General features: G+C 42.5%; 10 protein-coding genes and 1 pseudogene. 10 read left to right on the top strand and 1 reads right to left on the bottom strand.

Annotated features, from left to right (window positions below; all coding sequences use genetic code 11):
• The first annotated feature begins 67 nt into the window (after positions 1-67).
• Both ACFFK0_RS08250 and ACFFK0_RS08245 read left to right on the top strand, forming a co-directional pair.
• A complete protein-coding gene (locus ACFFK0_RS08250) occupies positions 68-373 on the top strand; it encodes a hypothetical protein (protein WP_377469619.1) in 306 nt (101 codons plus the stop codon).
• Positions 374-731: 358 nt separating this feature from the next.
• Complete coding sequence (locus ACFFK0_RS08245) at positions 732-1166, top strand: hypothetical protein (RefSeq protein ID WP_377469618.1); 435 nt, start codon at positions 732-734, stop codon at positions 1164-1166.
• A gap of 101 nt (positions 1167-1267) precedes the next feature.
• Here the strand turns inward: ACFFK0_RS08245 and ACFFK0_RS08240 are convergent, their stop codons facing one another.
• Positions 1268-1963, bottom strand: a complete 696-nt coding sequence (locus ACFFK0_RS08240) for a helix-turn-helix domain-containing protein (protein WP_377469616.1) — start codon at positions 1961-1963, stop codon at positions 1268-1270.
• 251 nt (positions 1964-2214) lie between these two features.
• Between ACFFK0_RS08240 and ACFFK0_RS08235 the strand changes: the two genes are divergently transcribed.
• The 8 genes and pseudogenes from ACFFK0_RS08235 to ACFFK0_RS08200 form a co-directional block, all read left to right on the top strand.
• Positions 2215-4014: a WG repeat-containing protein gene (locus ACFFK0_RS08235; protein ID WP_377469615.1), complete on the top strand. Its 1800-nt coding sequence runs from the start codon at positions 2215-2217 to the stop codon at positions 4012-4014.
• 35 nt (positions 4015-4049) lie between these two features.
• Positions 4050-6200, top strand: coding sequence for a WG repeat-containing protein (locus ACFFK0_RS08230; protein WP_377469614.1), 2151 nt, complete (start codon positions 4050-4052; stop codon positions 6198-6200).
• A 498-nt stretch (positions 6201-6698) separates the two neighbouring features.
• The gene (locus ACFFK0_RS08225) at positions 6699-8186 is read left to right on the top strand and encodes an Eco57I restriction-modification methylase domain-containing protein (protein ID WP_377469612.1); all 1488 of its coding nucleotides are present in this window, start codon (positions 6699-6701) and stop codon (positions 8184-8186) included.
• Positions 8183-9130: a BsuBI/PstI family type II restriction endonuclease gene (locus ACFFK0_RS08220; protein ID WP_377469610.1), complete on the top strand. Its 948-nt coding sequence runs from the start codon at positions 8183-8185 to the stop codon at positions 9128-9130. The genes ACFFK0_RS08225 and ACFFK0_RS08220 overlap by 4 nt, the downstream gene beginning before the upstream one ends.
• A gap of 438 nt (positions 9131-9568) precedes the next feature.
• Positions 9569-11323: a DNA primase family protein gene (locus ACFFK0_RS08215; protein WP_377469609.1), complete on the top strand. Its 1755-nt coding sequence runs from the start codon at positions 9569-9571 to the stop codon at positions 11321-11323.
• Positions 11324-11712: 389 nt separating this feature from the next.
• Positions 11713-11964: a hypothetical protein gene (locus ACFFK0_RS08210; protein WP_377469607.1), complete on the top strand. Its 252-nt coding sequence runs from the start codon at positions 11713-11715 to the stop codon at positions 11962-11964.
• A 74-nt stretch (positions 11965-12038) separates the two neighbouring features.
• The gene (locus ACFFK0_RS08205; protein ID WP_377469606.1) at positions 12039-13715 is read left to right on the top strand and encodes a recombinase family protein; all 1677 of its coding nucleotides are present in this window, start codon (positions 12039-12041) and stop codon (positions 13713-13715) included.
• Positions 13669-13842 (top strand): annotated as a pseudogene (locus ACFFK0_RS08200) (sigma factor); the annotation flags it as partial. The gene ACFFK0_RS08205 and the pseudogene ACFFK0_RS08200, both read left to right, overlap by 47 nt.
• Between the last annotated feature and the right edge of the window lie 32 nt (positions 13843-13874).

Genomic DNA, 13874 nt, shown 5'->3' with positions numbered 1-13874 from the left:
AACTACTTGAAAGCATCCTCCCTCTTACGCTACCATCAACGAAACTGTTGAGGGGAGGCTCATACCTATGTCACAATTTCCTTGTCCAGACTGGCTAAAGCCCGCTTTTAAACAACGCTTCGATGAGTTAGCTTTTGCGGCTGGAGAGTATCAGATCAATAAAGAAGTTCGCCAGAATCAGGAAACGCTAATGAAGAGACTTCGCGGCGAATTGTCGGAAGAACAGCTCAAGTTATTGCTCGAATGGGACGAGGCGGCAAATTATCGTAACGCGATAGAGAAAGAGCAGATGTACTTCGCCGGAATCAAGGACGGCATACTCATCAGCAAGCATTTCTTTGGTTTTATGTCGGCTGATGCTGATAAATCGTGAGTAACTTGGTAAAGCGGCCAATCCGTGATCCGGGGGCAGTCCGGCCACGAAGGTCGCGATAAAACGTCCAGTTACCTTCTATTATCCCGACTATTCCATGTTCGGTCACAGGGTTACCACTGTTTTTACGGCGGTAACCCTCCTTCCGTTTGTGGGGTATTCAGAATCCGCCGCAGAACGGCGCGGGCGGCAACCATCATATTAGTCCATAGATTTAAGTTACCTATTTCATACCCATCAACTTCATGCTATGATACGGGTAACTTAAATCATAGAGGTGACGTTCATGCCCCGAGGGGGTAAACGGAAAGGTGCTGGTCGAAAAGCGATTGGAATTACGCGCAAGGTATCGCTCACGTTGTCCGAGGAAGAATGGGCCGAACTCGAAGCGTCTGGCAAGACATTATCGGCTTTCTTCCGCGATGTCATTCGTCAGCCGCCGACAGTCTCAGAGCCAGAGCCGGTTAAAGAATCGGTTGCCTATGAGCGCCACCATGTCGAAGAGCGTTGGCAAATCTATCTGCGCACCACAGAGCAGCAACCATCGCCGGAAGTGATTGAGAAGGCAAAAGATGCCACGTTCCGTCTCTTGTTTCCAGACGGAGAGAATGTGGCGAAAGTCGAGACGAAAACACAGTACATATGTCCGTTCACGGGCAAACGGTTCGGTTCAATGGATGCTTTGGTTCGCGCCGCGATTCCGCACCTCATTAAGAGTGCCGAAGCGGATCAGCGTTGGAAAAACGCCAGTGAACAGCCGCGTTCCCCTCAGTATTTCGATCAAATTAGATAAAGGTTCCATTTTTCAAAAGTTATTCTTGCAGTACGGTATCCCTATCGTACCGTTCATGGGGGTACATAAAAGCCGCCTAGCAAAAAGCAAAGGCGGCTCTACTATTTCTTTTCCTTAATCAGTTCATTGCCGTTGATGCCGAGAAGTTCATATGCCTGTTGAACCATATCACGGTCTTTGCCGAACAGTTGAAAAGACTTATTATAAATTCCGCTAATCGCTGTGACGTGATTGAGATTTTGAACCATAAATTGGGAGTTGCACAGGACGGCAACTCTTTTCGAATAGTTCAATAATTTCTTTTGGAACTCGACCGCTTTCTCCACAACCTCCGGCGAGTACACAGCCGGTTCCCCATCTGCAGCGAGCATGAATCTATGGTCGACCAGCAAGCTTATCTCCCCTCTGTCAAAGCCAGTACAAAGCCCAATCAGCGTTCTATCCATGTATGCCACATCTTGTGGGGTCAGAAGGCCTTTTACGGTAAAGGCCAGCACTCGTGTTTCAGGATCAAGATGGTACTTAAACCGTTCCTGAATCGGCTCCGTAAAGTCTTTTTGTTGATATGTGGGGGTTGCCGAGAACCTTTCCCCAGAAAACATATATTCAATTGAGACTGTCAGCGCGGCAGCGATCTTTTCGATATTCACCAGACTAACATTCCGTGCGCCGCGCTCTACATCCGTAATATATGTCCGATCAAGCCCGGCTCTGTGAGCCAGTGTTTCTTGCGACATTCCGCTACGCAGCCGCAGTTCGCGTACTCGTTGACCAAAATGATGGCGTATATCTTGCAAATCAATGACCTCCCGACAACGACCAATCTATATAAAAATATCGGCACAGTAGGTATGGGGATTTAGGTCTTGCTAAATGTCACTTAAAGTCCGTGGAAAGTTTTTCTCCTTTCCAGTACTCTTAGTCTCGAAATGCCAAAAACCGTAGGTGTTTTCCGCCGGATCGCGGTGAACTTTAGGCAAACTAACGATTCAGGGTCAAGAACCAATATCCTTGACCTTCTAACAATTGAAGACAGGAGGAACTCATTATGAAAGCTCAAAGATTTTTTATAATCATTGGAATCAGCATACTTTTGGCTCAATTGTTTTGCTTATCTACAGTTCAGGCTCAAGAAAGTGGTACCAGTGGCACGCCGAACTTCGCAATTGAGCCGCAATATTATATGGATATTATCGGCCGAATCCCGTTTGAAGAAGGGGTTTCTATTGTGCGAAAAGCAAGGAAGTTCGACAGAGGCTGGGCGTTTGAATCTGGATATCAAATAGTCGACAGAAGTGGGAATGTGCTTACGGAAATCCAGATCGATCCCGGACTAGAAGGGAAGGAGTTTGCGTTAGGCAGATTTGATAAAGTCAACAAACTGAGCAGATTTGACCATTTATACCTCGTAAGTGACGGAATGATTCGATTCAATGTATATGCGGAAGATAACGGGAAACTTATATACGGGGGTTACTCTCCGTATAAGTTTGGTTTTATCAACACAAAAGGTGAACTAGCGGTTATTCCCAAATTTGATGATGCCCATGACTTCAAGGAAGGAATGGCCTCAGTACTTGTGGGTGACAAATATGGATTCATTGATAAGTCAGGGTCAGTAGTCATCCAACCTCAATATGATGCTACAGGTGATTTCAGTGAAGGTATGGCTGCTGTACAACAGGGCAAGAAGTGGGGTTATGTTGATAAGAACAGTAAGGAAATCGTTGCCCCAATATTTGATGATGCTTCTGACTTCAGCGAAGGTCTGGCACCAGTAAAAAGGTCTGGGAAATGGGGATATATCGATAAGTCCGGGAATGAAGTAATACCCCCTCAATTTGACCGAGCGTATTCGTTCAATAACGGCTTAGCACTTGTTGCCGATAGTAGAGGGGTCACCTCTTTTATCAATAGAAGCGGAACCACAGTGATATACCCCAAAATATTAAATGAAAAAAAGGAGCAAAGAGAAACGGGAAGCATTATCCTCGTTACTTTTGGTGAATACTTTAACTTCCAAGAAGGTTATGCGCCGCTAAGAATGGGAAATAAATGGGGATTCATCGACGTAACGGGGAAAATCGTTATTCAACCTCAATACGAAGATGCTGGGGGGTTCGCAGAAGGTTTAGCAGCCGTAAAGAAAAATGGGAAATGGGGATATATCGATAAATTGGGCAAAGAAATTATAGCTCCACAATTTAGTAAAGCCTCGTTTTTCGCTGAAGGCCTTGCAGGTGTAGAAGTCGACGGATTATGGGGATATATCTCAAATCCTTTGAATACTCCTTCCGATTGGGCAAAGACAGAGATTGAGACTGCCCTTTCTTTGAAACTAATCCCTGACCCACTGCAGTTTGGGTATGAAATCAACATAACTAGAGCAGAATTTAGTAGTTTGGTTGTCCGTCTCATAGAGGTTAAAACAGGGAAATCAATCTCCGCATTACTATCTGAAGAGAACAAGACTTTAGATTTAGAAGCTTTTAGTGATACTATCGACCCGACTATTCTCGCCGCGTATTCTCTTGGAATCGTTGGCGGTAAAGGTGACGGCATTTTCGATCCTAAAGGCGACATCACTCGCCAAGAAGCCGCTGTAATGTTAGCCAGAACAGCCAAAGTACTGGGCATCAGCAATGTTGGCGGAAACGTAAATTATGCAGACGACGAAAATATTGCAAGTTGGGCTAAGGATTCGGTGTCTCTAGTTTCCTCCATCAAGGATAAATCGAACCAGAGTCCGGTGATGGGCAGTACGGGCAACAATAACTTCAGTCCGAAGGACAGTTACACGAAGCAGCAGGCTTTTATTACGATGAAAAGGCTGTTTAACGCCAATTAATGACTTTGATCGCTTAGTTCTAGGAGGTATTTTTGATGCGTAGTTTCCCGAAAGTTGGATTAACATTGATAGTTTGTTTGCTGTGTACAGTTCTGTCAAGTCCCATCACAATGGCGCAGGAAAACAATCAAACACCGACAAGTTCAGACACCGCCCCTTTCGTTTGGCTGCTTAAACCTCAAATGTCATACACATATGTTCGGGATTTATCAGAAGGGCTGGCCGTTGCAAATATTGGTGGAGTGCTGTTGAATACAGGGGAAATTAAGGGCGGAAAGTTCGGCTATGTAAGTAAACTCGGACGCGAAATAATTCCCTTGAAGTATACTAATGCAAAGGCTTTTGCTGAAGGTCTTGGCGCAGTTCGTAATGAAGATAATAAGTGGGGGTTCGTAGATGGACACGGGAACCTCGTCATTCCTTGCATATATGACGATGCAGAATCGTTTTCAGATGGCCTTGCTTGGGTCAAGAAAAACGGCAATTGGGGGTATATCGACAAAAAGGGCAACAATGTCCTTCCATTTAAGTATGCACAAAAGAAAGACATCACCAGCGAGATCGTCCGGGTAACAGTTAGTGCGGATTATAGCCAAGGAGTTTACGATAAGGTCAGTAGAACGTTCATCCTTAATGAGGATACATATGACGATATTCAATATGGCGACGGATTATTTGAAGTTAGGAAGAACGGGAAAAACAATTTTGTAAATATGAGCGGTCAAGTTGTTATCCCTTATTCGGCTCTGAAAGACCGACTGATTGACGCCCCTTTTCATAACGGACTGGCACAACTTCGAGAAGAAAGCAAAGAAGACGACTATTGGAGATTAGGGTTCATCGATAAAGGCGGCAAGACCGTAATCCCTCCAAAGTATCGAAAGGTTGGCACCTACTTCTCCGAGGGTGTTATTGCGGTATCTGAAAATTGGGATAGAACAACTCAGTCAGGAACTTTCCGTTTAATAGATAAAACAGGCGAAGACGTCTTAGGAAAAGACTTGGGTGTTTTTTCAGACGTTTCTCCGTTTATCAACGGTCGCGCTGTAGTTACAAAGTATGATGCGCAAACCAAGCGCTACCTCAGTGGATTAATAGATAAATCCGGGAAGTTAATTATTCCTGTGCAATATAACTCAATCGATTATGTCAAGTCCTCTTATGACTCTAGTGATGGCTCGGTAAAATATGAGCCGTATCAGAATGGTTTGATCTTTATCAAGAAGCTGGCTGACAAGTATAAAAACTATTATGTAGGGGTTACGGATGCTGGCGGTAATGTACTTATCAAGCCAGACAAGTATGTAGGGCTTTCTGAATACTCCGATGATAAGGTATGGCATATTCTTACAAGCGAAAATTCCGAGTTAATTGATATTCACACAGGTCAAGCTGAAGTCTTCTATTATCCCAAGTATATTTCGGAAGGATACGCCTTCGTTGCCAAAAAGCCGGAATACTCCTCCGCAGGTGATCCTGAGCATAAATTTTTCTTTATTGACTTGCAAGGCAATCGGGTATTTCCAACCGCCAATGATGAGTATTTCACAGAAGCATTTGCTTCTCCAGAAGGAGTAACTGTTAAGCAGAATGGTATGTGGGGTATTCTGTCCAATCCTACGGACATCCCATCCGATTGGGCGAAGCCAGAAGTTGAAAAGGCGTTTTCGCTTAACCTTATTCCCGACGAGATGAAGTCTGGCTATATCAGCAACATTTCTCGAGCCGACTTCAGCAAACTGGTCGTTCATCTCTTGGAGGTTAAAACCGGAAAATCATTCGCTACTTTACTGACCGAGAAAAACAAAAAGCTTGACTCATCGGCCTTTACCGATACAAGTGATCCTGACATTCTGGCTGCTTACTCTCTCGGTATCGTAGGTGGAAAAGGAGACGGGGTATTCGATCCTGACGGAGACATCACTCGCCAAGAAGCCGCTGTTATGTTAGCGAGAACCGCCAACATATTAGGCATAACTTCTAAAAGCAATGTCCTTAGCTTTGCTGACAATGATGATGTTGCTAGTTGGGCTAAGGAGTCGATAGCGGCGGTAACATCTATTCAGGACAAAACTAATCAGAGTCCGGTTATGGGCAGCACCGGCAATAACAATTTCAGCCCAAAAGCAAGTTATACGAAGCAACAGGCTATTATTACGATGAAAAGGCTTTTTAATGCGTTATAATTCTCAGTACTAAGCCGCAGTTACGATGTACAAATGGGGGCACTGGGGGCATGGGTTTCAGCAAACTGATTCAAAAATCTATATTGCATCTATCCCCCATCCATTTGATAATCCGCAAGAGGGTTACGGGGCTAACGGTTCCCTTCCGTAGAACGTTGATAAAAATTGCACCTTAGTCGTGATGGTGTGACTATTGAACGGTCACTCCAGACATAGGTGCATTTTCTTTTGCCATGAAAGGAGCTGGTGAATTTGCCGTGGCGGTTAATTGGGGGCAGCGGGGGCATGGGTTTTGAAGAATTCTCCTCCGTTCAGAAATCTTCCCTTGCTTCCTCCCCCTTATGCTGATAAAATAATACTTGTCCGAAAGCATCGGCAGTCCTCGTCGGGAAGCACCCGCGAGGATTTTTATTTTGTTCAAAGTTATATACCATTTGAAAGCGGGTAACCTTTCATATTAAAATAAAGAAATACATTTCGCAAGCAAGAGGTGCAAACATGACGCAAATTCTTGAGTCCATAGATAAAGAAAGATTGGCAGTGAACCCTTTACTGAAGAACAAGTCCGAATTAGGGCAGTTTCTTACTCCCTCGAGTGTCGCAAAGTTTATGGCTTCACTATTCGATAAAAAGATGATGCCTGATCCGAAAATTCTTGATGCTGGTGCTGGCATTGGTTCATTAACAAGCGCATTCTTAGAGCGTCTTGTGTCGGAGAACCTCAGTGATCAGGCTTCTGTGACTGTCGTTGAGATTGATGAGGTTTTAAGATCGCGTCTTACAACAACACTAGGTTTATTCGAGGATAAACTTAATCTTCAAAAAGAGATTATAACAGAGGATTTTATTGAATGGGCTACAAATGCTCTTCTTGACGAGAATAGCTTATTGAGAAGTTCAATACTCCGCTTTTCCCACGCAATATTGAACCCGCCTTATAAGAAAATAGCTAGTTCATCGCGACATCGTAGAGTATTGCGCGGCGTCGGGATAGAGACAGTAAATTTATATTCTGCATTCGTCGCACTGACAATTGAGTTGATGGAAGAACACGGCCAGATCGTCGCTATTATTCCAAGAAGTTTTTGTAACGGCCCATACTTCCGCCCTTTTCGTCAACTGCTTCTTGAAAAAACTGCAATAAAGCACATGCATTTATTCGATTCCAGAGATAAGGCTTTCAAAGACGATGAAGTACTACAGGAAAACGTGATCATGCTGCTTGAACGAGGTGCAAGTCAAACCCAAGTAACGGTATCCACATCTCGTGACGATAGTTTTGCTGATTACAAAGAAAACTGCTATCCTTTTGAAAAGATCGTTCAACCGAATGATTCGGAACTTTTTATTCATATCCCTACGTCAAATGAGCCTAGTTTTATCGAGAGATTTCCCTCCGTCCATTATTCACTAAAAGAAATCGGCGTTGAGGTTTCTACTGGGCCAGTCGTTGACTTTCGTGTGAAAGGTCATTTGCGTGATATGCCAGAAGAAGGTACAGTCCCCCTCTTCTATCCAAATCATTTTGTTGGTACATCCACAGAATGGCCGAAGGTGATGAAAAAGCCTAATGCTGTTTTTGTAGACGAAACAATGAAAAAATGGCTTTATCCAAACGGGTATTATACTGTGGTAAAGAGGTTCTCGTCTAAAGAGGAAAAACGTCGGATTGTAGCAGGGGTATTGACTCCAGAAAGTACTGATTATTCAGAGGTGGGGTTTGAAAACGGCCTTAATGTCATCCACTATCAAAAACAAGGGATACTTCCTGAAATGGCGTTTGGCTTGTATGCTTATTTAAACTCTACCGAAGTGGACAAGTATTTTAGAGTGTTTAATGGACACACACAGGTAAATGCAACCGATCTCCGCACCATGAAGTATCCTAGCAGGGAGAAACTTGAAATCCTTGGTAGATGGGTAATGGCCAACTCTGATAAAATAGGACAAGAAGAAATAGATCAGAAGTTGGAGGAGATTCTATGACTGAGGGCACCCATCCCAATCTTGAAGGAGCATTAGAGATACTAAAAGCTCTTGGCTTACCAAGAGCGCAATTAAACGAGCGTTCGGCACTTTGCCTATTGGCCATATTGAATCTGACACCTGATAAATCATGGCCACAATCAGAAAATCCATTAGTTGGCATCACGCCTATGATGGAATTTAGCAGAATTCATTACGGAAAAGAGTATGCGCCGAATACTCGGGAAACTTTTAGACGCCAGACGATGCATCAGTTTATTGATGCCGGTATCTCGCTATATAATCCCGATAAGCCAACTCGTCCTGTCAATAGTCCTAAAGCTGTGTATCAGATTGAACCCGAGGCACTTAAATTAATACGGAAATACGGGACTGATCAATGGGAGCCAGCTTTAGAAGCTTACCTCGCCACAAGGCAAACACTCATTGAACGGTATGCCAGAGAAAGGGAACAGAACCGACTTCCTGTACAAATTGCTCCCGGAAAGCAGATTCATATTAGCCAGGGTGAGCATAGCGAATTGATAAAAGCAATTATTGAGGATTTCGCCGCGCGTTATGTACCAGGTGGAATTCTGATTTATGCTGGCGACACTGGCGAAAAACTTGGCTATTTTGATGAGGATTTGTTGAGCAGTCTTGGGGTAACAGTGGACTCTCACGGAAAAATGCCAGACGTAGTTATCTATTATCCTGATAAAGATTGGCTCCTACTGATCGAATCTGTCACGAGCCACGGGCCAGTTGACGGAAAACGTCATGATGAATTAGCGCGACTATTTAAAGATTCTTCAGCCGGAATCGTTTATGTAACAGCCTTCCCGAATCGCGCAGTAATGGCTCGCTATCTAAGTGTAATCGCTTGGGAAACAGAAGTTTGGGTTGCTGATGCCCCTTCCCATCTTATTCATTTTAATGGAGTCAGGTTTTTAGGGCCATATTAACTTTCCACTTTTGGGTTGCTGATGCCCCTTCCCATCTTATTCATTTTAATGGAGTCAGGTTTTTAGGGCCATATTAACTTTCCACTTGAATTTGAATATTCAACTTATCTTTGAGCTACAGTAGGCGGTTCAAAAATTTCACACCTATTTTGTAAAGCATGACTGTTTTATCGGTCTGCGCTTTACAAAATAGGTGTTTTTTATTTTTCAGCGATGGATTTAGAGAGCTGCAGAAATTTATCCAAGCCTGCAGTTTCATCTGCAGCAGGATAACTATTGGCATCTATTCAGAAAGGGGTGCCGTCTGCCTAGTAATCCGCATCGCTTGAATCGTTCTTCAAAAACTAATTAGAGATCTCAGTTTGGGAAATTTACACTCAGTCTATTCTTTTTATGCGTCTGCTTTTTTCCAAAAATTCATTTGGAGGGATAATTATCATGAAAACTAAGCTCTCGGTTGTTGATTATGTCTGGGATAACTGTGTGGTAAATGTTGTGGCTGAAGACATCAATTATGCAAAGGCTAAAGACGCTTTGCTTCAAAAGGTTGTTGAGAATGCTTCTAATGAAGAATTTGTTGGGAATCTGGTAACTGACCTTGTTAAATTAAGAGAAGATGGCAAGGAAATTTTGGATCAGATAATCCTTAGACTGGAAGAAGAAGGAAGGTTGGGTTTGCTATCCAATTCTTTAGTTGCTTCATATTTGAGAGAAAAAGAATTTTTCTCGCTTCTACCCGCTGGATTTGCCATATTAGGAAAATTCGATTACGCTAGCTACTTTTCAAATCCAGAATGTAGAGAACTAGCAATGATAAAGAGTGTACGCTGGAGAAATAGAGGGTTGTCTATCAGTGAAAAAGGAAAACTATCCTTATGGCATAATACCTTTGCTCGGTATGTACTTATGAGGATGACTCTCGTCCAACATGAGAACGGCCAGTTGTTTGTTTACAGTAAAAATGGAATCTTTTTTGAAATAAATGATCTTGTTCTTAAGACGGTTTGTCGTAACATTCTGCATGAAGCAGAACCCGACATTTGGTGTCGGTCGATGGAGACGGAATACATTGAGGCTTTGAAACGCGAGATTCCGATTGTTGAGTCAATGAACCCCGAGAAGGGGGTTGTAAATTTAACAAATGGCATGCTTGACCTGTACAAAATGGCGTTGGTTCAGCATAGCCCGGAATTCTTATCTACGGTTCAAGTACCGTTTGCTTATGATCCTGATGCCGAGTGTCCAACATTCATTTCCTTCCTCGAAGAAGTGTTTGAAGGTGACAAAGAGCGTATTATGTTGATACAAGAAATATTGGGTTACCTTTTCCTCCCTGACATAAAGATCCAAAAAGCTTTCTTTTTCGTTGGGCTTGGATCGAATGGAAAAAGCATCTTAGCGGAAGTTATTCGCAACTTGGTTGGCCCTGAGAATGTTTCAAATATTTCTTTAAGTGCAATGAGTGGTCGCTTTGGTATGCAGGATTTACCGGGAAAGCTTGTTTGCATGTCAGCTGAGAACGAATTTTCAAAGAAATTTAATACAGAAAAGTTCAAGATGTTGACTAGCGGTGATTCAGTATATGTTGAGCCGAAATACCATGCAGGTTACAACACAGTACTGTCAGCAAAAGTAGTAATCTTACTCAATCGGTTAATGGAAACCGAAGATTTGTCGTATGGTTTCTTTCGCAGACTGCAAATCATTCCGTTTAACAAAACATTCAAAGAGTTGAAAGCCGGTCAAACTCCCGAAGAAGGCGTAAGTTATGCGGATAAGAATTTGATCGGTAAACTTCTTAATGAAATGCCGGGGATTCTTCGTTTCGCGATGGAGGGGTTGACTCGGTTGATTAACAATCAATTCAACCTCACTGAGAGTAAAGTTTGTGAGCAAGCTTTGCAGGATTACAAGGCGAAACAAAATCCTGTTGTTGAATACTTCAATTCCCGTATTGAAGAAAAAGTGATTCTGATCGACCCAAGTGCAACAACGCGCCGCTCAAATTTCAAGAAGGATTTTGACGAATGGGCACGTGACAATGATTACAATGAGCTAGCTACAATGAGTACAAAAGTATTTTTGGAATTACTTGACAAAGTGTTGCGTGATAAAGGCGTTAGCTTCAGAGTAAAAAAGTTGCATGGCGATATGGTGGTCGATGGATTGCAGCTTTGTGGTTACTTCTACTAAAGGTCATCAGGGGCGAGGATATTAAACTATTACCAGATTCAAGACCTGTTCCTCCCCCTGCTCTCTTGTCTGAGGGATGAGGATGTTTTTAAGCCATACAGAACCTGTTCCTTACTGATTTATAAATCAAAGGGACAGGCTTTTTCTTTTCATCAAGAGAAATTGTTATTCGAATCATCGTTTATAAAAGCATTTTCTCATTGGTTGGTGGGTTGAGACAAAACTATCAGAGGACTTTAAAGACGCTTAACTGCAGAAAGGAAATCTCTATCCGAAAAAAAATTATTGATTTCTGCATTCTCAAGGATATTTCTGCAGTAAATTTCTGATCTATTTTACAACACCCAAGAGCTTTTGGCTCCCAATAACCTTATTGGAGCGTGGGACAAATGGGTGCAAAACAATTAATGACAGTTGAACCTGTAAACGGCATAGGACAAAAATCATGCGGCATAGGGATTGGTGATGGGAGTGTGGTCACCAAGATGAAGAAAAAGAAGCCGGCCAAGTTGACCTTCAACTACATCCCTAGTGGAACGGTATATACTCCACAGCAAGAAGCGGACTTTATTGTAAAAGAACAGCAACTTATAAATTACGTAATTGAACACCTTCTCCCTCAGAAAGCCCTAGAAAAATAAGGGCTTTCTTTTTCTTTACTCCCTTTTTTACTTTGTTTATAATGAAATGAATCTATTGTGAACAAGGTGATGAGATGGCGTTTGGGATATATGTTCGCGTATCTACAGATGGTCAGTTGGACAATACAAGTATTGAAGGTCAAATTGAACTCTGTAAAAAGAAGGCCTTTGAAAAGGGCGGCTTCGATTCCAACATAAGGATTTATCCCGAAGTAAGAAGTGGTGGAGATATCGATACCCGAGTAGAGCTTTCCAAGCTACGTCAGGACGTGGCTAACGGTTTGGTGACTACAGTAATCTGCACTTCCCCAGACCGTTTTAGTCGTGATCTCGCTGATAAGTTAATCGTCTGCCGAGAATTAGAGAAGAACAATGCAGAGTTGATTTTCACTGATACCGATTTTCCGGATACCGAAGAAGGCAAATTATACTTCAACATGATGTCATCAATTGCATCATACGAGCTTTCTTTAATCAGAAAAAGAACCATCAGGGGACGCCTTCGTAAGGTAAAAAACGATAAGAAAATTATGCCGATGCGAGTAGCTCCATTTGGGTATGACAAAGACGAAAATGGTCAATTGATTCCAAACCGAACGGAACATCGATATGTGCAGATGATTTATGAGTGGTATGTGCTTGAGAAACTTACATTACGTCAAATAGGAGAGCGACTCTATGGAAAGGTAAAGCCAAAGCGCGGCGAAAGTCCTAATTGGAGCGCTTCAAGTATTAGTAAAATTTTGACGTCGGAAATTTATATCGGAAAATATTATTATAATCGCAGACAGACCAAGAAAATTCGCGGTTTAACTAAAGGTGGTAAGCCTAAGAAGACATATTCATTTCGTGACTCGAGTGAATGGTTAACAATTGATGTTCAACCACTAGTAGATATTGAGTTATGGAAGTTGGCGCAAATACAGCGAGAAAAGAACGACACCAACAAGCATGTCGGTAATAGAAAATACGAATATCTCCTGAAGTCTCTGTTGAAATGTGGTCATTGTGGCAGGACATTTGACGCTACTACTTCAAAAGGAGCGAAGGACAAGGAAACTGGTATAATTGGTAAAAGCAGAAGGTATCGCTGTCCAAATACAGTTCCTAAGAAGTATGGGCCAGATGTTGTAAAGTGCATTGTTCCATCTTTGAATGCTGAACAGATTGAGGACTATATCTGGAGTCAAGTTATCCAGGTCATTACTGATCCGGAGAAATTCGTCACCCGAATCAGGGGGAAAGGTGATGACTCCATTGCAGGTGTTAGAGAAAACCTTATATTGCTGGAGAAACAGCTAAAAAAGAAAGAATTTGCCTTGGAGAACATTGAGCGTTCTTTCTTCGAAGCAGAGACCGAATCGGATCGGAAGCGTCTCGATATGCACCGAAGAAATTATCTTACTGAGATTTCCAGCATTGAAAAAGAAATTGAAAATTATCAGCAGAAAATTGACGCTCATCGAATGGAGGAACTTTCGGTCGAGCAAATCACGTTCATGGTCAATAAGCTTAGAGAACGTCTGTTTGCTGGAGAGGAAGTCTCATTCGAGGTTAAGCGAAATATTATCGAGATGCTGTTTGATGAAATAATCGTTACTGTTAACAATGGAGGAGGAGGTGATGGCGTTACCCCTAATGACGGCATGGAGCTAAATATTACGTCAATTGGGCTTTTTGACAGACTAAATCAGCCACAAATTGATGCCGGACTTTGTTCACAACCTCAAGAAATTCGACAATACGAATGAGGATATGGAAGATTTGATCTCAATAGGGACGATTGGGCTGATCAAGGCAATCGAGTCATTTTCACCAGACAAAGGGACCAAGCTAGCGACTTTTGCCGCGCGGTGTATTGAGAACGATATTCTAATGTCATAAGTATTGCATTGGATCTTAACATAATT

The organism is Paenibacillus chartarius (genome assembly GCF_042432825.1).
Classification (GTDB): domain Bacteria; phylum Bacillota; class Bacilli; order Paenibacillales; family NBRC-103111; genus Gordoniibacillus; species Gordoniibacillus chartarius.
The sequence above is the reverse complement of the archived record's forward strand: the minus strand, read 5'-3'. Positions and strand labels throughout refer to the sequence as shown.